Origin of the sequence: Sphingomonas sp. CFBP 13733 (assembly GCF_014841795.1) — a bacterium.
Lineage (GTDB): Bacteria > Pseudomonadota > Alphaproteobacteria > Sphingomonadales > Sphingomonadaceae > Sphingomonas > Sphingomonas aerolata.
Genome location: NZ_JACYUP010000001.1, coordinates 882,227 through 900,983, shown reverse-complemented (window position 1 = coordinate 900,983; position 18,757 = coordinate 882,227). Strand labels below are relative to the sequence as shown.

The 18,757-nt window shown below is 65.8% G+C and carries 16 protein-coding genes; 7 read left to right on the top strand and 9 right to left on the bottom strand.

Going from position 1 to position 18,757, the window contains the following annotated elements; translation table 11 throughout:
• Nucleotides 1–55: 55 nt before the first annotated feature.
• The 3 genes from IFT71_RS03815 to IFT71_RS03805 form a co-directional block, all read right to left on the bottom strand.
• A complete protein-coding gene (locus IFT71_RS03815) occupies nt 56–601 on the bottom strand; it encodes a CHAP domain-containing protein (RefSeq protein ID WP_192139150.1) in 546 nt (181 codons plus the stop codon).
• A 73-nt stretch (nt 602–674) separates the two neighbouring features.
• A complete protein-coding gene (locus tag IFT71_RS03810; protein WP_192139149.1) occupies nt 675–2,078 on the bottom strand; it encodes a hypothetical protein in 1,404 nt (467 codons plus the stop codon).
• A 129-nt stretch (nt 2,079–2,207) separates the two neighbouring features.
• A complete protein-coding gene (locus tag IFT71_RS03805; RefSeq protein WP_192139148.1) occupies nt 2,208–3,062 on the bottom strand; it encodes an AAA family ATPase in 855 nt (284 codons plus the stop codon).
• 171 nt (nt 3,063–3,233) lie between these two features.
• Between IFT71_RS03805 and bla the strand changes: the two genes are divergently transcribed.
• Nucleotides 3,234–4,100, top strand: a complete 867-nt coding sequence (gene bla / locus IFT71_RS03800) for a class A beta-lactamase (RefSeq protein WP_192139147.1) — start codon at nt 3,234–3,236, stop codon at nt 4,098–4,100.
• An 18-nt stretch (nt 4,101–4,118) separates the two neighbouring features.
• Here the strand turns inward: bla and IFT71_RS03795 are convergent, their stop codons facing one another.
• The gene (locus IFT71_RS03795) at nt 4,119–4,787 is read right to left on the bottom strand and encodes a DUF6975 family protein (protein ID WP_192139146.1); all 669 of its coding nucleotides are present in this window, start codon (nt 4,785–4,787) and stop codon (nt 4,119–4,121) included.
• 401 nt (nt 4,788–5,188) lie between these two features.
• Between IFT71_RS03795 and IFT71_RS03790 the strand changes: the two genes are divergently transcribed.
• Entirely contained in the window at nt 5,189–7,393 is a 2,205-nt protein-coding gene (locus tag IFT71_RS03790; RefSeq protein ID WP_446740746.1) for a S9 family peptidase, read from the top strand.
• A gap of 98 nt (nt 7,394–7,491) precedes the next feature.
• Nucleotides 7,492–8,520, top strand: a complete 1,029-nt coding sequence (locus IFT71_RS03785) for an aspartate-semialdehyde dehydrogenase (protein ID WP_031439890.1) — start codon at nt 7,492–7,494, stop codon at nt 8,518–8,520.
• A 184-nt stretch (nt 8,521–8,704) separates the two neighbouring features.
• On the opposite strand, the gene IFT71_RS03780 is transcribed toward IFT71_RS03785, so the two are convergent.
• Nucleotides 8,705–9,346, bottom strand: a complete 642-nt coding sequence (locus IFT71_RS03780; RefSeq protein WP_031394464.1) for a YitT family protein — start codon at nt 9,344–9,346, stop codon at nt 8,705–8,707.
• 220 nt (nt 9,347–9,566) lie between these two features.
• Between IFT71_RS03780 and IFT71_RS03775 the strand changes: the two genes are divergently transcribed.
• Both IFT71_RS03775 and IFT71_RS03770 read left to right on the top strand, forming a co-directional pair.
• Entirely contained in the window at nt 9,567–10,328 is a 762-nt protein-coding gene (locus IFT71_RS03775) for an alpha/beta fold hydrolase (protein ID WP_192139144.1), read from the top strand.
• 162 nt (nt 10,329–10,490) lie between these two features.
• Nucleotides 10,491–12,323: a M2 family metallopeptidase gene (locus IFT71_RS03770; protein WP_192139143.1), complete on the top strand. Its 1,833-nt coding sequence runs from the start codon at nt 10,491–10,493 to the stop codon at nt 12,321–12,323.
• Between the two features lie 119 nt (nt 12,324–12,442).
• Here IFT71_RS03770 and IFT71_RS21330 read toward each other — a convergent pair whose 3' ends face one another.
• The 3 genes from IFT71_RS21330 to IFT71_RS03755 all read right to left on the bottom strand — a co-directional run bounded on the left by IFT71_RS21330 (nt 12,443) and on the right by IFT71_RS03755 (nt 15,024).
• Nucleotides 12,443–12,907, bottom strand: coding sequence for a hypothetical protein (locus tag IFT71_RS21330; protein ID WP_192139142.1), 465 nt, complete (start codon nt 12,905–12,907; stop codon nt 12,443–12,445).
• A 79-nt stretch (nt 12,908–12,986) separates the two neighbouring features.
• Nucleotides 12,987–14,423: an AMP nucleosidase gene (locus IFT71_RS03760; protein ID WP_192139141.1), complete on the bottom strand. Its 1,437-nt coding sequence runs from the start codon at nt 14,421–14,423 to the stop codon at nt 12,987–12,989.
• A 121-nt stretch (nt 14,424–14,544) separates the two neighbouring features.
• Entirely contained in the window at nt 14,545–15,024 is a 480-nt protein-coding gene (locus IFT71_RS03755; RefSeq protein WP_031394784.1) for a peroxiredoxin, read from the bottom strand.
• A gap of 109 nt (nt 15,025–15,133) precedes the next feature.
• On the opposite strand from IFT71_RS03755, the gene IFT71_RS03750 reads away from it, so the two are divergent.
• The gene (locus IFT71_RS03750) at nt 15,134–15,694 is read left to right on the top strand and encodes a YqgE/AlgH family protein (protein WP_056407654.1); all 561 of its coding nucleotides are present in this window, start codon (nt 15,134–15,136) and stop codon (nt 15,692–15,694) included.
• Nucleotides 15,695–15,867: 173 nt separating this feature from the next.
• A complete protein-coding gene (ahcY, locus tag IFT71_RS03745; RefSeq protein WP_037530116.1) occupies nt 15,868–17,301 on the top strand; it encodes an adenosylhomocysteinase in 1,434 nt (477 codons plus the stop codon).
• Between the two features lie 106 nt (nt 17,302–17,407).
• Here ahcY and IFT71_RS03740 read toward each other — a convergent pair whose 3' ends face one another.
• Nucleotides 17,408–18,754, bottom strand: coding sequence for a cell wall hydrolase (locus IFT71_RS03740; RefSeq protein ID WP_192139140.1), 1,347 nt, complete (start codon nt 18,752–18,754; stop codon nt 17,408–17,410).
• Nucleotides 18,755–18,757 lie beyond the last annotated feature (3 nt).

Sequence of the window (18,757 nt, the reverse complement as noted above, 5' to 3'; positions counted from 1 at the left end):
CTGCCTCTCCAGCCCCGCGAAGTCGAGGGGCGAGTCGAGGATCGGGTATGCGCGGTCAGCTGCCCGGGACGTATGCGTCGATCAGCGCGCCGACATAATCGGGATTGCGGCTGGTCAGTTCGGCCGCGGGTCGCGCATCGCCGTGGATGAAGCCGTAGACGGGGTAGATCCCGCCGCCGAGGCCGTCGACATCCTTGTACCAGACCTTGACGCGGCTCCAGTCATTGGCGGGCGAGACGTCGAACAGCGTGACGTCCTGTTCGGCATGACCGCGTTCGCCGTTCTGGCGCGACCAATTGGCATGGGTCAGCATCACGACGCGCTTCTCGACGACGCGGCTGATGACCGCGACATGCCCCGTCGGCAGGCGGGCCGTCTTCGCAAAAACGATGACCGAGCCCGTCTTTGGCCGGTGCGTGCGCTCGTAGCGGCCATCGGCCTGACGCCACCAGGTCCAGGCATCGCCATAGATCTCGATCCCCGAGGCCGCTCGCGCAAACGGAACGCACTGGCCGACATAGTCGAGCAGCGATGCCTGTGCAGCAGACCCCGCGCCGATCATGAGGACAGCGGAGAGAAGGGCGCGACTGAAGCGATTCATCCCGTGATCCTAAAGGCCGTCCCATGACCGCCATGTTGCCGCCTGTGGTTAATGGCATGACGATGCGCCAGCCTCAATATGGATTAGACGACAAGGCGTTGCGCGCGCGGGGTAGTCCGTAAAGTGCCCAGTCGGTTCCCGACAGCATTCCCCGGCGGCGCACGGTCCGAAGCGTATAAAGGCGTCCGCAGCGTCGCGTCGTGGCCGCCGCCGCGCCGCCGTCGTCGAGATCGACGAAGACGAATTGCACAGGTCGGCAGTCGCCTGTCAGAACGAGCGGATAACGCGCCGTCGCGGCTGCGACCCGAAGCGGGGCAACGGGCTGGAGGTGATCGACATGAACGCGTGCGCCGCCCGGTGCTTCGATGCGGACGCGGGCGATGGCGGCATCGATATCGCCGCGTCGTCGCGCGATGTCCTGCGTGATGTCGTGGTTCATGCCGATCGCGAGGAGGGTGAGGGCGAGCGCGGCCAACATCCTTGACCGCGGGCCTTTCGTCAGCGCCGTGGCGATCAGGTCAGTCAGGAGCAACAGAACCGCGACGCTAGACAGCAGGAAGTAGCGCGGCATTCCCGTATTGGCGATGTGAAGCGTGGCGAGGGCGATCGGCAGCCCGGCAATTGCGAGCATTGCCAGCCACGCCATGGGGCGTCGATGCGCGACGGCGACCATTGCGGCGACGCATAGTGTGAGCGCGAGCACCGCGATCCACCAACGGGGCAAGGCGGATGCGCCGAGCGTCGTCGCCAGCATGACCTGCAGCGCATCGACCAGGCTGGCGAACGAGAAGGGCACATAGTCGCCGACCTGCATGCCGCCGGGGCTTGCGGCCGCGGCGCCGAAGACCAGCGTGAAGACGAGCATGACCGCAACGACGCTCGGCAGCATCAGCCGCGCGGTCATCGCGGCGGCCGTCCCGGTGGAAAACCTTTGGCGCAGCGTCAGCGCGACCCAGGCGGCAATCGCAACCACGAAGAACAGCATCGTCAACTGCGACAGGAGTCCGAGAATGGTCAGCAGCGCGAGCAGCCCCGGCGGATGGCGGGGCGCAGGGGCGGGGGCGTCGAGCCAGCGTGCGGCGACCAGGATCGCACCCAAGGCGCACAGCAGCATCGGCGCATAGCCGCGCGCTTCGCTGCCATAATTGACCAGGATCGGCGACAGCGCGAATAGCGCCGCGCCGACCAGCGCATGCGCCGTGGAGCGCCGCGCACCGATCGCGGCGACGACCAGCACCGTGGCGGCACCGGTGACGATCGACAGCGCGCGCAGGGCCAGCGGCGGCGTGGCATAGCCGACCGCCTGCATCCACAGGCTGTTCAGATGGTGATTATTATCGTGGTTGATCGAGGTGAACACGTCCAAGGGTGTGTCCACCTTCGCCACCAGCACCGCAGACCACGCCTCGTCGACCCACAGCCCGCCATGGGCCGATAGGATCCGGATCCAGACCGCGACGCCCAGGATCGCAAGCAACGCGTATGCCGCGGGGAGGGGCAGGTGGTGACGCACACCCGGAGCAATAGCGCGCAACTGATTAAAGCCGCGTTTTCAGCGTCGCTCAGGCGGACCGTTCCGGCCGCGGCTGTCTCGTCGCTCCCGAAGCTACCCCTGGTTCTTCTGCCGCTTCGCCATGAAGGCGAGGCGTTCGAACAGCATCACGTCCTGTTCGTTCTTGAGCAGTGCGCCGTGCAGCGGCGGGATCGCCTTGGTCGGATCACGGTTCTGCAGCGTCTCGAGCGGCATGTCCTCGTACAGCAGCAGCTTGAGCCAGTCGAGCAGTTCGGAGGTCGAGGGCTTTTTCTTCAGGCCGGGTACGTCGCGGACGTCGTAGAACAGGTCCATCGCGCGCGAGACGAGCATGCGCTGGATCCCGGGGAAATGGACGTCGACGATCGCCTGCATCGTGTCGCGATCGGGGAACTTGATATAGTGGAAAAAGCAGCGGCGCAGGAATGCGTCGGGCAGTTCCTTCTCGTTGTTGCTGGTGATGATGACGATCGGACGCTCGACCGCGCGGACGGTTTCCTTGGTCTCGTAGACGTGGAATTCCATCCGATCGAGTTCCTGCAGCAGATCGTTCGGGAACTCGATATCGGCCTTGTCGATCTCGTCGATCAGCAGGACGGGCGGTGCCGGCTGGGTGAACGCCTCCCAGAGCTTGCCCTTGCGAATGTAGTTGCCGATGTCGTGGACGCGCTCGTCGCCGAGCTGGCCGTCGCGCAGGCGGGCGACCGCGTCATATTCGTACAGCCCCTGCTGCGCCTTGGTCGTCGACTTAATGTTCCATTCGATCAATGGCGCGCCGAGCGCCTTGGCGATCTCATAGGCGAGCACGGTCTTGCCGGTGCCGGGCTCACCCTTGATCAACAGCGGGCGGCGTAACGTCACCGCGGCATTCACCGCGACCTTGAGGTCGTCGGTCGCGACATAGCTCTGCGTGCCTTCGAAGCGCTTCATGCCCATTCCCGTCAGAATCGAATTCCCGGTACGGATAGAAGCTGTTGGGCATCCGACGCAACCCGGACGATGGCGACACCGACAGCGATCGGGTTTCGTTGCAAGGCCTGGACGGTGTACCGAGCATCCGCGCGGCGAAACGACGCGGCTGGAGGAGGCATCACGATCATCATGCTGAACAGGCGGGCTCTCCTGTCAGGCGTTTCCGCAACGCTCGTTACGCGTCCGGCCTTCGCACGCAGCGAGGCTCCTCCGCCCGGCGTCGCCGACTATGAGACCGCGAGTGGCGGCCATGTCGGGCTCTACGCGCGCAACCTGACGACGGGGAGGGCGATCGCCTGGCGTGCCGATGAGCGGTTCGTCATGTGCAGCACGTTCAAGGCGTCGCTCGCCGCGTGCGTGCTGAACCGGGTCGATCGCGGCCGGGCCCGGCTTGCGGACAGGATCGCGCTATCGCCCGCAGACCTGCAGGACTGGCACGCACCCGTTACCCGTCAGAATCTGGCGCGCGGCGAGATGTCGCTTGGCGAGATGTGTCAAGCGGCAGTCGAGCAGAGCGACAATAGCTGCGCCAACATCTTGTTGCAGCGGATCGGCGGACCCGCCGCGCTCACCGCCTATTGGCGGGGTCTCGGCGACGATGTCAGCCGGCTCGACGATATCGAGCCGTTCCTGAACCGTACGCCGCCGGGTGGGTTGCGCAACACGACGACGCCGAGGGCGATGGCGGCGACGATCGGACGGATGACGCGTGGTCCGGTATTGTCGCCCTCGTCACGCGCGCTGCTCATGCTGTGGCTCCGGCAATGCCGGACCGGCGCCGCGCGGTTGCGGGCCGGTCTGCCGCGCGGATGGGCAATCGGCAACAAGACGGGGAACAACGGCAAGGACGCGGCCGGCGACATCGGGCTGTTGTGGCGCGATCCCGACACGCCGATTATGATCAGTGTCTACACGCGCGGCGGCACGCCGACCGAGGCGCAGTTCAAGACGTTGTTTTCAGAGGTTGCCCGGGGAGTTGCTACGATACTGGCCTAGGCTGCGAGTGCAATCCGTTCAGAGATCGCCGCGCGCGCTGGCGCGGGCTTCGAGCAGCGACCAGAGGCCGCGATGCTGGGCGTAGAGCTGCTGCGCCCCGAAGGTGATGGCGCGCCGTGTACCAGGCGTCGCACCCAGCGTCGCCAGCGCCTTGGCGCTGACGTCAGCGGGCGGGAGCGCGCGCGGCGGCGCGACGATGCCGAAGCGGGTCGCGGCAAGGTCGAGCACATCGCGCGTCACCGCCCAGTCGTGGAGCAGCGCGGCCACTGCCCCCGTGGCGCAACCGGCGCGCTCCGAACCGGACAGGATCTCCAGCGCGTTGCGCACGCCGGCGAGGGCGGCCTCGGTCGCCGCCTGACCCGGTGTCGAGGGCAACGGCCCCACGGCCGCGGTCAGTTGGGCGAGATAGCCGCGTTCGATCGCGAACCCGGTCGCTGCGGTTTCGAGCCAGGGCAGCGATGCGAGCTGTGCGCCGCGCAGCAAGGCGTCGTCGATCATCCCGGGATGCCGTCCATAGACGTCGCAGAACGCGTGCACCGCATCTGACAGGTTGCGCTGGGCTGGGGCGGATTGAATCAGCCGCGTCGCGTGAGGGTGCGCGACAGCACCGTCTACGGCGCCAAGGCGCGCGACGACGTCCCAGGCGCCGGGCCGTGTTTCGTCAATGGATGCCGTTGTCGAAGCCATTAGTCCCCGGTCATGTCTGGGATGCCCGCGCGCCATATGCGTGCGGACGTCCGGCCACAGGTCCTTGCACGTCACGTGTAAAGACGGCGTGCACATGACGTTAACCGGCTGCTAACCATCCGCCGGCGAGTCCGGTCGGCCTGGGCGTGACGCCTTGGCCGCGGGCAAGCGCGTGACGCGGGGTTTACGGCTTTACGGGGGCGGGACGCGCCGCGATAACGCGCGCGGCACCGGCGCCGCGCTGGAGCCCGTCCATCGGAGACTATAGGATGCGTACATGGTTGCTTGGGCTTGCACTTGCTTCGGTCGGAACCGCCGCGATGGCTGCTGACGGCGCGTCTGCGCAAACGGCTGGCGGCGCCGACGGCGTTGCAACGCCGAGCGATCCGGCCGCGGCTCCCATGGCAGCTGCAACCCCGGCCGGCGATCTGACGCTGGCGCGGGTGTTCGGCAATCCCGACCTGTCGGGCCCGCAGCCGCGCGCGGTTCGGCTGTCGCCCGACGGTGCGCTGTTGACCTCGCTGCGGAACCGGGCGGACGAGAAGGAGCGGTTCGACCTGTGGGCGGTCGATACCGCCACGGGCCAGGAGCGGATGCTCGTCGATTCGAAGAGTGTAGGCAGCGGCGCCGAGCTGAGCGAAGCCGAGAAGATGCAGCGTGAGCGCGCGCGGATCGCCGGGTCGAAGGGTATCATCGCCTATGACTGGGCCCCCGATGGCAAGTCGATCCTCGTGCCACTCGACGGCGACCTGTACATCGCGACGCTCGACGGCAAGGTCCGGCGGCTGACTGATACACCGGGTGGCCAGCTGAACCCCGTGATCAGCCCCAAGGGTGGGTTCGTGTCCTATGTCCGCGACCAGAATCTGGTCGTCCAGCCGCTCGCGGGCGGCGAGGCGCGCGCGGTCACCAAGGGCGGCGGCGGCACCGTCCATTTCGGCGAGGCGGAGTTCGTCGCGCAGGAAGAAATGGATCGTCGCACGGGCTATTGGTGGTCGCCCGACGAGCGCTATGTCGCGGTCGAGCGCTTCGATGAGGCGCCGGTGCGCATCTTCACGCGTGCCTCGATCGGCGCGACCGGGACCAAGGTCTATGATCAGCGCTATCCCGCCGCTGGCACGCCCAACGCGCTGGTGGACCTGTACGTCATGAAGCCCGACGGGTCGGGCCAGGTGAAGGTCGATCTGGGCACCAATCCCGACATCTATCTGGCGCGGGTCGACTGGACGCCGGACGGGACGATGCTGCTCGTCCAGCGCCAGAGCCGCGACCAGAAGCTGCTCGAGATGCTGCGCGTCGACCCGGCAACGGGCAAGTCGACGATCCTGTTCACCGAGAAGTCGGGGGTGAAGAGCTGGCTGAACCTGTCGGACGCCTACCGCGTGCTGAAGGACGGCAGCCTGATCTGGCGGTCGGAGCGCAGCGGCTATGGCCATCTCTACCGGTTCGCGGCGGGGCGCTGGACGCAGCTGACCAAGGGCGACTGGGTCGTGACCGGGCTGGTCGGCGTCGACCAGGCCAAGGGGCGGTTGTTCTTCACGGGCAACAAGGACGACGTGCTCGAGCAGCAGCTCTATTCGGTCGATATCGCCAAGCCGAACGCGATCACCAAGCTGACCGAGAGCGGCTGGTGGAACAGCGCGTCGATGGACGGTGCCGGCACGCGGTTCATCGTCTCGCGCTCGAACCCGTCACAGCCGACCCAGGTCTATCTGGCGGATGCGACCGGCAAGCGGATTTCGTGGATCAACGAGAATGCGGTGAAGGAGGGGCATCCCTATCATCCCTATGCCGCCAGCCATCAGCAGACCAAGTTCGGCACGCTGAAGGCCAAGGACGGCACGACGCTCTATTACGAGATGATCACCCCGCCGATCGAGCCGGGCAAGAAATATCCCGTCTTCTTCCAGCATTATGGCGGCCCGGGCACCGGCCAGCAGGTCACGCGCGGCTGGCAGGGGCCGCTGCCGCAATATCTGGTCGATCAGGGCTGGATCTTCTTCCAGATCGACAATCGCGGCTCGTACAACCGCGGCAAGAAGTTCGAGGACGCGATCTATCATGCGATGGGCACGGTCGAGGTCGAGGACCAGCTGAGCGGGGCGGAGTATCTGAAGACGCTGCCGTTCGTCGAGCCGAGCAAGATCGCGACCTATGGCTGGTCCTATGGCGGGTACATGTCGCTGAAGATGCTGGAGAAGACGCCGGGGGTCTATGCCGCTGCGGTGTCGGGCGCGCCGGTCACCGACTGGCAGCTCTACGACACGCATTATACCGAGCGCTATCTGGGCGACCCCAAGACCGATCCGGCGAGCTATGCGACGTCGGCCGCGGTCGAGGATGCGGCGCTGATCAAGGATCCGCTGCTGCTGATCCACGGCATGGCGGACGATAACGTGTTCCTCGACAATTCGACCAAGGTCGCGGCCAAGATGCAGGCGACTGCGACGCCGTTCGAGATGATGTTCTACCCGGGCTATACGCACCGCGTCGCGGGGCCGGGGATCAGCGAGCATGTCTGGGGGACGATCCTCAACTTCCTCGACCGGACGGTGAAGGACAAACCGGTTCCCGGTGAAGGGACGAGCTTGCCCGCGACGAAATAAAGTTATCTGGCAGGGTGCGTCGGAGACGTATACGGACGCGCCCGAATGAAAATCAGCAATGTCGCGATCGTTTCGCGGCGGCATCAAGGGACGACATAATGGGTTATCGGATCGTGGTCGCAGGGGCGACCGGCAATGTCGGGCGCGAAATGCTCAACATCCTGGCGGAGCGTGAATTTCCGGCGGACGAGATCGCCTGCGTCGCATCGTCGCGCAGCCAGGGCGAGATGGTCGATTTCGGTGACACCGGCAAGCAGATCAAATGCCAGAATATCGAGAATTTCGACCCCACCGGCTGGGACATGGCGCTGTTCGCGATCGGGTCGGAGGCGACCGCGGTCTATGCACCGAAATTCGCCGCGGCGGGCTGCACCGTGATCGACAATTCGTCGCTGTACCGGATGGATCCGGACGTGCCGCTGATCGTGCCCGAAGTGAATGCGGACGCGATCGACGGCTACAAGGTCCGCAACATCATCGCCAACCCGAACTGCTCGACCGCGCAGATGGTCGTCGCGCTCAAGCCGCTGCATGACGCGGCCAAGATCAAGCGCGTCGTCGTCGCGACCTATCAGTCGGTGTCGGGCGCGGGCAAGCAGGGCATGGACGAGCTGTTCGAGCAGAGCCGCAACATCTTCGTCGGCGACCCGGCCGAGGCCAAGAAGTTCACCAAGCAGATCGCGTTCAACGTGATCCCGCACATCGACAGCTTCCTCGACGACGGATCGACCAAGGAAGAGTGGAAGATGGTGGTCGAGACCAAGAAGATCCTCGACCCGAAGATCAAGGTCACCGCGACCTGCGTCCGGGTGCCGGTTTTCGTCGGTCATTCGGAAGCGATCAACATCGAGTTCGAGAACGAGATCTCGGCCGAGGAGGCGCAGAACATCCTGCGCGAGGCGCCCGGGGTCATGCTGATCGATAAGCGCGAGGATGGCGGCTACATCACGCCGATCGAATGCGTCGGCGAGTTCGCGACCTTCATCAGCCGCGTGCGCGAGGATTCGACCGTCGAGAACGGCATCAACCTGTGGTGCGTGTCGGATAATCTGCGCAAGGGCGCGGCGCTGAACGCGGTGCAGATCGCCGAGCTCCTGGGTCGTCGGCATCTGAAGAAGGACGCGTAAGCGGGGGAGCGGGAGGGGGAGCCTCCTTCCGCTTATCCGACGTCGAGCGCGGGATGACGTATCGCGGGCGTCATCCTGCGTGGGCGGACACGGGCAAAGCCCGTGTCGTCGACCGGCGCTGAGTGCGCCGTCGGCCGATCTTGCCTATGCGATCCTGCTTCGCTGGATCGTCTTATGGCTGCGATCAGTGACCGATATACCGTCCCGGCCTATGCCAGGCGATCAGGATCAGGCTGATCGCGGCCGCGCTTAGGACCGACCAGCCGAACTGACCCGCGCTGACGACAGGGATCGCGGCGGCTAGGATTACCACGTCGAGTGCGATCTGCGTGCGGCCCGCATTCCATCCCCGCGTGCGCTGCAGCCACAGCGTCACGACCCCGGTGCCGCCGACCCCGGCCTGATGCCGCGCGAGGACGAGGATGCCGAGCCCGATCACCGTGCCGCCTACGATCGCGGCGAAGAACGGGTGCATCTGATCGACGTGCATCGATCCGCCCGCGAAGGTCGAGAAGGCGGCGATCCCGGCATTCACCAGCATCGTCTTGATCGCGAAGCGGCGGCCCATCGCGTAATGCGCGAACAGGAAGAAGGGCAGGTTGATCAGCGTGAACAGCACGCCGGTCGGCAAGGGCACCAGATAGGACAAGAGCAGCGCGATCCCGGCGATCCCGCCGGTGACGAGCCCCGCCGCCTTCAGGAAGACCAGCCCGATCACCAGCAGGATACAGCCGATGACGAGCGCGTAGAAATCCTCCGCGATGCTGTGCGGGCGTCCCAGGGGAAGGGTGGCTGAGGGGAGGGTGGCGTCGGCAGATGGCGGCATTGCGGGTCCTTGGTCGGGCCCTTCGCGCATCCTCGGTGAATCGTCCGACGCGATCCTTGCCCCTTAGCTAGAGGAGTTTGCGTGCCACACTACCCCTTTTTGTGATCGAGTCGTGCGTTGCGGGGTTTAGCGCCGGTCCCGGTCCCGGTGGCGGTTGACAGCACGGTGTCGTGTGTCGGACGGGGGCGGCAACATCCTACGATTATAGGGATCTGGATCCGTGGCACATTCCCCGACCGAAACGCAGTATTTCGAGAGCTTCGACGGCACGCGGATCGCGTGGCGCGAGGTCGGCGAGGGGCGACCGGTGGTGCTGATCCACGGCTATTTCTCCGACGCGAAGACCAACTGGATCCGCTATGGCCATGCCACCAAGATCGCGGCCAAGGGGTTCCGCGTGATCATGCCCGACCTGCGCGCGCACGGAGAGAGCGGCAAGCCGCATGGGCTGGAATTCTACCCCGCGGATGCGCTGACGCTCGACGGCCATGCGCTGGTCGATCATCTCGGGCTCACCGATTATGATCTCGGCGGCTATTCGCTGGGCGCGCGGACGACGTCGCGAATGCTGGCGACGGGCGCGACCCCAAGGCGGGTGATCTTTTCGGGAATGGGCCTCGCCGGGCTGACCGAGACGTCGCGGCGCGCGGGGCATTTCCGCAATATCCTCACCAATCTGGGCAAGCATGTCCAGGGCACGCCGGAATGGCTGGCCGAGGCGTTTCTAAAGACCACGGGCGGCGATCCGGTCGCATTGCTCGGGATCCTCGAGACCTTTGCGGATACACCGATCGAGGCGGTCAGGGCGATCGAGCAGCCGGCGCTGGTGGTGTGCGGTGCGGAGGACGAGGATAACGGGTCGGCACCGGACCTCGCCGCGGTGCTGCCGCATGGCCGCTATGTCGCGACGCCGGGCGGGCATATGAGTGCGGTGGTGAAGCCCGAGCTTGGCCAGGCGATTGCGGACTTTCTTGCTGAATAGCCCCCGGTCATCCTGACGAACGTCAGGACCCGGAGCCAAGCAGCGCCGTCCCCGGTAACCCTGGGTCCTGACTTTCGTCAGGATGACGGGAGGGGGCGTGGCTGGCGGGTTGACCATCTGGCGGCGGATCATCCATCAGGGCCTCACGATAAGGGGATGATGATGGTTCGGTTCAGCGTTTCGATGTTTGCTCTCGCCGGCGCGCTGTGCGCTGCGCCGTCGGTGGCCGGTGCCCAGGCCACCGCCGCCGCGTCCAGCCCGACCGCCGCGCAGGCGGATGCGTTCGTCGCCGAGGCGGAAAAGGTCTTTGCCGCCAAGTCGGTCGACGCCTCGCGCGTGGCGTGGGTGAACGCGACCTACATCACCGACGATACCGATGCGCTCGCGGCGAAGTCGGGGGCGGAGATGACCGATCTCGGCGTGAAATATGCGCTGGGTGCGGCGAAATACGCCAATGTCCCAGGGCTGTCGGTCGACACCAAGCGCAAGCTCGACCTGCTCCGCGGGGGGCTGACGCTGCCCGCGCCGACGCGGCCGGGCGCATCGGACGAGCTGTCGATGCTGACGACGAAGATGTCGTCGTCCTACGGCAAGGGCATGGGGACGCTCGACGGCAAGCCGATCAACGGCTCAGACATCGAGGCGGCGATGGGCGAGAGCCGCGATCCCGCCAAGCTGCAGGAGATGTGGACGAGCTGGAACGACGCGGTCGGCGCGCCGATGCGCGGCGACTATGCCAAGATGACCGCGATCTCGAACGAGGGCGCGCGCGAGCTCGGCTACAAGGATGTCGGCGCGCTGTGGCGGTCGGGCTACGACATGAGCCCCGAGCAATTCGCCGCGCTGACCGACAAGATCTGGAAAGACGTCGAGCCGCTCTACATGGCGCTGCACACCTATACGCGGTGGAAGCTCAACGAGAAATATGGCGATGCGGTCCAGGCGAAGACCGGCCCGATCCGTAGCGACCTGCTCGGCAATATGTGGGCGCAGGAATGGGGCAACATTTACGACATTGTCGCTCCCAAGGGATCTGGCGATCTCGGCTTCGACACGGGCGAGCTGCTGAAGGCCACGGGCTATGACGCGGTGAAGATGGTGAAGCAGGGCGAGGGCTTCTACTCGTCCTTGGGCTTTGCGCCGCTCCCCGAGACCTTCTGGAAGCGATCGCAGATCACCAAGCCCGCGGATCGCGACGTGATCTGCCATGCATCGGCTTGGGATATCGACAACCAGGACGATATCCGCATCAAGATGTGCACCAAGGTGAATGCGGACGACTTCGTCACGATCCATCATGAGCTCGGCCACAATTACTACCAGCGCGCGTACAAGGCGCAGCCGATGCTGTACAAGAACGGCGCGAATGACGGCTTCCATGAGGCGATCGGGGATACCGTCGCGCTGTCGATCACGCCCGATTATCTGGTGAAGATCGGACTTCTCGACCAGGCGCGCGTGCCGAGCGCGGACAAGGATATCGGCCTGTTGCTGCGTCAGGCGATGGACAAGGTCGCGTTCCTGCCGTTCGGGCTGCTGATCGACAAATGGCGCTGGGGCGTGTTCTCGGGACAGATCCCGACGACCGGCTATCAGGCGGCGTGGGACCAGATGCGGCTGCAATATCAGGGGATCAAGCCGCCGGTCGCGCGCGACGAGACGAAGTTCGACGCGGGCGCGAAATACCATATCCCGGCGGCGGTGCCCTATACGCGCTACTTCCTCGCGCGCGTGCTGCAGTTCCAGTTCTACAAGGCTGCGTGCGAGCAGTCGGGGTGGAAGGGGCCGCTGCATCGCTGCTCGTTCTACGGCAACAAGGCGGTCGGCACGAAGCTGAACGCGATGCTGAGCATGGGGCAGTCCAAGCCCTGGCCGGATGCGTTGCAGGTGTTCACGGGGAGCCGCGAGATGTCGGGCGCGGCGCTGGTCGAGTATTTCAAGCCGCTCAAGGCGTGGCTCGACGTGCAGAACAAGGGCAAGCCCACCGGCTGGTGAGCTTTAGGCAATTGGTGGCGGCCCTGTTTCCCCGCGAAGGCGGGGATCCACGGCGCAAGCGCGCTTTGGCTCTAGCTGGGCCCCCGCATCCGCGGGGGAACAGTGGGGGCCAGGGACGATTATTCCGGGATCGTTCCTTCGTCGGCAATCCCGGCTTCGAACGACTTCGACGAATCCGTACCGTCCGCCTGATGCGCGTGCTTGCCAGCGGGTTTGGGCGTCTTCGGCGTGCTGCCGCGCAACGTCAGTAGCGCTGCGGCAGCGCCAAGTACCGCGACGCCGCCCGCGATCGCGGCGGCACCCCATTTGCCGCCGACCTTGTCGATCGGCTTGGCGACGGGCGGCGGCGTCTTGCGCGCCGATATCGGTCGCGGCGTGCTGCGCTTGGTCGAGCGCGGCTTGGGGGCGGGTTTGGGCTTGCGCGAGACGGGGACCGCCTTTTCGGATGCCGGCTTGTCGAGTACCGGCGCGGCCGGCGCAACCACGGGCTTGGCCGGCTTGGGTGCACTGGCCTTGCGCGGCGCGCGGCGGCGCGTGACGACGGGCTTCTTGGCGTCCGTTTCAGGCGGGTCGGTGTCGGCCACGGCTATGCTCCCTCACAAAATGATCCCGCGGGCGTAACGCATCGGCATGCGATGCGCTCCGAAAATCGCGCGGTAGGCCTTACCGGAACGGCGGCTCATCGAACGCCCGCAGCTTGCGGCTGTGCAGCTTGGCACCCTCCTGGCGAAGCTGCTCACAGGTTTCGATCCCGATCCGCAGATGCTCGCTGATCGCGCGTTCGTAGAAGCGGTTGGCCTGACCCGGCAGCTTCAGCTCGCCGTGGAGCGGCTTGTCCGAGACGCAGAGCAGCGTGCCGTAGGGAACGCGGAAGCGATAGCCCTGTGCGGCGATCGTCGCCGATTCCATGTCGATGCCGACCGCTCGCGACAGCGAGAAGCGCAGCGCCGATTTCGAATAGCGCAGCTCCCAGTTGCGGTCGTCGGTGGTGACGATCGTCCCCGTACGCAGCCGGCGCTTCAGGTCCTCGCCCGACTGGCCCGAGACGATCTCGGCGGCCTTGGCCATCGCCACCTGGACCTCGGCGATCGCAGGGACGGGGATTTCGGGCGGGAGCACGTCGTCGAGCACATGGTCGTCGCGCAGATAGGCATGCGCGAGCACATAGTCGCCGATCCGCTGGCTGGGACGCAGGCCGCCGCAGTGACCGATCATAAGCCAGGCCTCGGGACGCAGCACCGCGAGATGGTCGCAGATTGTCTTGGCGTTGGACGGGCCGACGCCGATGTTGACGAGCGTGATCCCGGTGCGGTCGTCCGCCATCAGGTGATAGGCGGGCATCTGGTGCCGCCGCCATGCGCTGTCGGAGATGATCTTATCGATATCGTCCCCTGACGAGATCGTGATCCCGCCCGCACCCGACAACGTCGTGAACCGGCTGTCTTCGCCGAGCTGCGTGCCCGCCCAGCGAACGAATTCATCGACATAGCGGTGGTAGTTCGTAAACAATACGAAGCGCTGCGCGTGTTCGGCAGGGGTGCCCATGTAATGGCGCAGCCGTGCGAGACTGAAATCGGTCCGCAAGCCATCGAACAGCGCGAGCGGGCGCGTGTCGTCCTGCGCCACCCACAGCCCGTCGGCGATTTCGTCGCCGATATGCGCGAGCTCGGTGGCGGGAAAGAATCTTGCGAGCTCGGTCGCGGAGACCTCGTCGAGGCTCAGCGCGTGGCCGGGGTCGATGACATAGGGGAAGGGGATCTCCTGCCGCCCTTCGACGGCTTCGACCTCGACGTCATAATCCTCGATCAGCAGGGTGAGCTGTTCGGTTAGGTAGTCGGCGAAGATCGCGGGCTTGGTCACGCTGATCCGGTATTCCCCGGGATTCACCATCCGCCCGAACGAGCGGAGCGGCGTGGGACGGTCGATGCCGCCTTTGTAGATCAGCCGGATTTCTGGATAGGCGAACGAGCCATCGCTGCGGGTTGCCGGATCGGGCACGGTGCCGTCGGCGATATAGGCGCTCATGGCGGACTGGAGCCGCGCAACGGAGGCGCGGTAGAGGCGGTCGAGTTCGGCGACCAGGTCGGATGCGATTGTCATCGCCCAGTGTTACGCGGGCGAGATTACGGAGGCAAGACTGGCGCGCGTGCTACGCCAGCTCCGTCATTCCCGCGTGCGCGAGGATGACGGAGCGCGACGTTCAATCAGGCGCGCGTCGCAATCAGATCTCGCTGAGCAGATGCTCGGCAGAGCTCACCTTGAACTCACCGGGGGCCTCGACGTTCAGCTGCTCGACGACGCCGTCATTGACGATCATCGAATAACGCTGGCTGCGCGTGCCCATGCCGAAACCCGAGCCGTCCATCGTCAGGCCGACCGCCTTGGCGAAATCGCCATTGCCGTCCGCGAGCAGCGTAATGTCGCCGGCACCGGCCGACTTGCCCCATGCATCCATCACGAACGCGTCATTGACCGATGTGCAGGCGACCTCGTCGATGCCCTTGGCCTTCAGCGCGGCTTCCTTTTCGACGAAGCCCGGCAGGTGCTTGGCGGAGCAGGTCGGCGTGAAGGCGCCAGGTACGGCGAAGAGCGCGACCCTGCGGCCTGCGAAGAAGGTCTCGGACTCGACCTGATCGGGGCCGTCCGCGGTGGCCTTGACGAGAGTGGTGTTGGGAAGCCGGTCGCCGACGCTGATCGTCATGGAAATTCTCCTGTCGCCGCGAGATCGTCCCGGGCGGACGGTACCTCGTATGGGAGGCGCGCGATTTCAAGCGTGGCGGCGGGGCCGTCGCGACGCTATGGTCTAGGGCATGGACAAGACGGCTTTTCTTTCCGGGCAACTCCTCCTGGCGATGCCGGGGATGAGCGATCCGCGGTTCGCCCGCGCGGTCATCGCAATGTGCAGTCATGATGAGAACGGCGCGCTCGGGATTGGTCTCGGCGCCACCGTGGACGGTCTTGGCTTTCATGACCTGCTCGAACAGTTCGAGATCGCACCCGGTGACGCGCCCAATGCCCCGGTGCATTTCGGCGGGCCGGTCGAACCCCGCCGCGGCTTCGTCATCCATTCGTGCGACTGGGGCGGGCAGGACACGATCGAGGTCGCAGGGCTCTGGGCCTTGTCGAGCACGATCGACGTGCTCCGCGCGATCGCGGAGGGGAAGGGGCCGTCGCAATGGGTCGTCGCGCTCGGCTATGCGGGATGGGACAGCGGGCAGATCGAGGGCGAACTGGCGCGTCCCGGCTGGTTCAACGTCGCCGGCGCTGCCGATCTGGTGTTCGACACCAACGCGGACGAGCGCTGGAGCAGGGCGTTCGAGCGGGCCGGCGTCGACCCGCGGCTGCTGGTGGCGGATACCGGTACGGCCTGACGGTCGCCGCGCGTATCGGCGGGTCAAGATGACATTCTAGCGCGGCGAGGACCGTTCCGGGCGTCATATAAAGATATCTTTATATTTGATTTGGGCGGCCCGTTCCTCTATGCGGCCCTGCATCCGGCACGGGCATGAGGCTCGCCGATCAAAGATTTCCAGGAGATATCCTCGTGGCCACCACGCTCGCGCCCCAGAAGACGGACGGCAAGACCGATTACGTCGTCGCCGACATCAGCCTTGCCGATTTCGGCCGCGCCGAGATCAACATCGCCGAAACCGAAATGCCGGGCCTGATGTCGCTTCGCGAGGAATTCGGCGCCGCGCAGCCGCTCAAGGGCGCGCGCATCACCGGTTCGCTGCACATGACGATCCAGACCGCGGTTCTGATCGAGACGCTGACCGCGCTCGGCGCCGACGTCCGCTGGGCGACGTGCAACATTTTCTCGACGCAGGACCATGCCGCCGCCGCGATTGCCGCGTCGGGCGTGCCGGTGTTCGCGATCAAGGGCGAGACGCTCGCCGACTACTGGAACTATGTCGGCGACATCTTCTCGTGGGATCGCGACGTCGAGGGCCAGACCGCCAACATCATCCTTGATGACGGTGGCGACGCGACGATGTTCGCACTCTGGGGTGCGAAGCTCGAAGCCGGCCACACGATGCCCGAGCCCGAGAATGAGGAAGAGGTCGAGATGCAGCGTGCGCTCAAGGCGTATGTCGCAAAGAACCCCGGCTATCTGACCGAGACCGTGAAGAACCTGAAGGGCGTCTCGGAAGAGACCACGACCGGCGTTCACCGGCTGTACGAGATCGCCAAGAAGGGCGAGCTGCCGTTCCCCGCGATCAACGTCAACGACTCGGTCACCAAGTCGAAGTTCGACAACCTTTACGGCTGCAAGGAATCGCTGGTCGACGCGATCCGTCGCGCGACCGACGTCATGCTCGCCGGCAAGGTCGCCTGCGTCGCCGGTTTCGGTGACGTCGGCAAGGGTTCGGCGCAGTCGCTCCGCAACGGCGGCGCACGCGTGATGGTCACCGAAGTCGATCCGATCTGCGCACTGCAGGCGGCGATGGAGGGCTTCGAGGTCGTGACGATGGAAGACGCCGTGAAGCGTGCGGACATCTTCTGCACCGCGACCGGCAATGCCGACGTCATCACCGCCGATCACATGAAGGCGATGAAGCCGATGTCGATCGTCTGCAACATCGGTCACTTCGACTCGGAGATCCAGATCGCCGCGCTGTCGAACTATGACTGGACCGAAGTGAAGCCCGGCACCGATCTGGTGAAGTTCCCGGACGGCAAGCAGATCATCATCCTGGCGAAGGGTCGCCTCGTGAACCTGGGTTGCGCCACCGGCCATCCGTCGTTCGTGATGTCGGCCTCGTTCACCAACCAGACGCTCGCGCAGATCGAGCTCTGGACCAAGGGCGAGAACTACAAGAACGAAGTCTATGTCCTGCCGAAGCATCTCGACGAGAAGGTCGCAGCGCTGCATCTCGAGAAGCTGGGCGTGAAGCTGTCGCAGCTTACCCCGAAGCAGGCCGGTTACATCGGCGTGCCCGTCGAGGGCCCGTTCAAGCCGGATCACTATCGCTACTGATCGCCCACGCGATCTGAAGCGGAAAAGGCCGCGTCTACCGAAGGGTGGACGCGGCCTTTTCTTTTGGATCTGACTGTTGTGTGTAACTAGTGCGCCGTTCTTTTCGTTACATCTCGGTCGCTTGTGGTGCTTTCCTGACGTCCGGCTTCAACGCCGGGGGTGCTGCCGCCGCTGGCGTGCCGGGCGTCTTGCGCCGCACACCGTCGAGCTCCTGTGGCGCATCTGCTTGGGGCGCAGCCTTGTCCGCCGCCGCGGGGGCCGCGCGCAGCGTCTGTCGCGCGCGCATGCACTGCGACGGATCGGGCCGGCGGACCTGCTGGCAGTTCCACAACGCCTTTTCGTAATCAGCCGAGCGATCGCGCAGGTAGCTGAACGTGATTGCCGCGCTCTGCACCGGCGTCAGCGGCGTGGACGTTGCGGCCTTGGTTTTGTCGGCCCATGCCATGAACCGACAAAAGGCACGGTCGCCGCAGGCGATCGTCGCGAGCGTCGGGTAGGCGTTGGGGAGCACGCCCGGCGAGAAGGTCATCAGCACCGTATCGCCCTCGGCCGTCGCGAAAGGCGTCGAGGCGGCGTTCGCGCCGTCACCGGCGACCGCGTCATCGCCCAAAACAAAGCCGAGCGCGGCGGATGCTTCGGCAATCGCGGCATCAGCCTCTGACAGCGCGGCGGCGGTGCGGTGCGCGTCCGAAATAGGCGCGAGCTGCGCGATGACCGGTTCGCCCTGCTCGGGCGCGCGCCGGAAGGCTGGGGGCGTGCCCCACCAGCCCGACCAGCGGAAGAACAGGTGTGACCCGACCGCGACGATCTTGTCGAGGCTCGACTGCCAATAGGGGACGACCCAGTCGGTGTGGTAATGCGTGGCATAGCCGACCGGTCGATAGACATTGCCTGACAATGCGGCGGTCGCGACGCTGCGCGCCCGGCGCCAGGCGTCGTCGGAGGGCTTCCAGCGGAGCAGCGCGCCGTCGCAGCTGAAGCTGAACTGGCAACCCGTCGCACGCGTCTCGCCCTCGAATACGACCCCGCAGACGGTCTTCGGAAAGGCGGGATGACGCAGGCGGTTCAGCACGACCTGCGCGACGGCGCGCTCGCCAACCGTGTCGTCCCCCGCCTCGTACAGCGTTCCCGCCGCGAGGCAGTCGGTCGCGCGTGCGAGGTCGTCTGCGGTACCGGCGAAGCGGAACGGCCGTGCAGCGGGGTTCGGATCGGTCGAGAACGGCACCGTGGCGTTGAACGCCCGCGCATCCTCGGGCGCGAGGTCGACGAACCGGACCGGCTCGACGGGGGGCAGCTCGGCCTGGGGCACAACGCGCTGTTTCGGCATCGCAGCGCGCGCCGGGTGGGGCAGCGCCGGAGGATTGGTCACGACGAGCGTCGGTCCGACGATCGCCGCGGCCGCGATCGCGAGTACCGACACGCGCAGATAAACGGCGCCACGCGCATCGGTCATCGT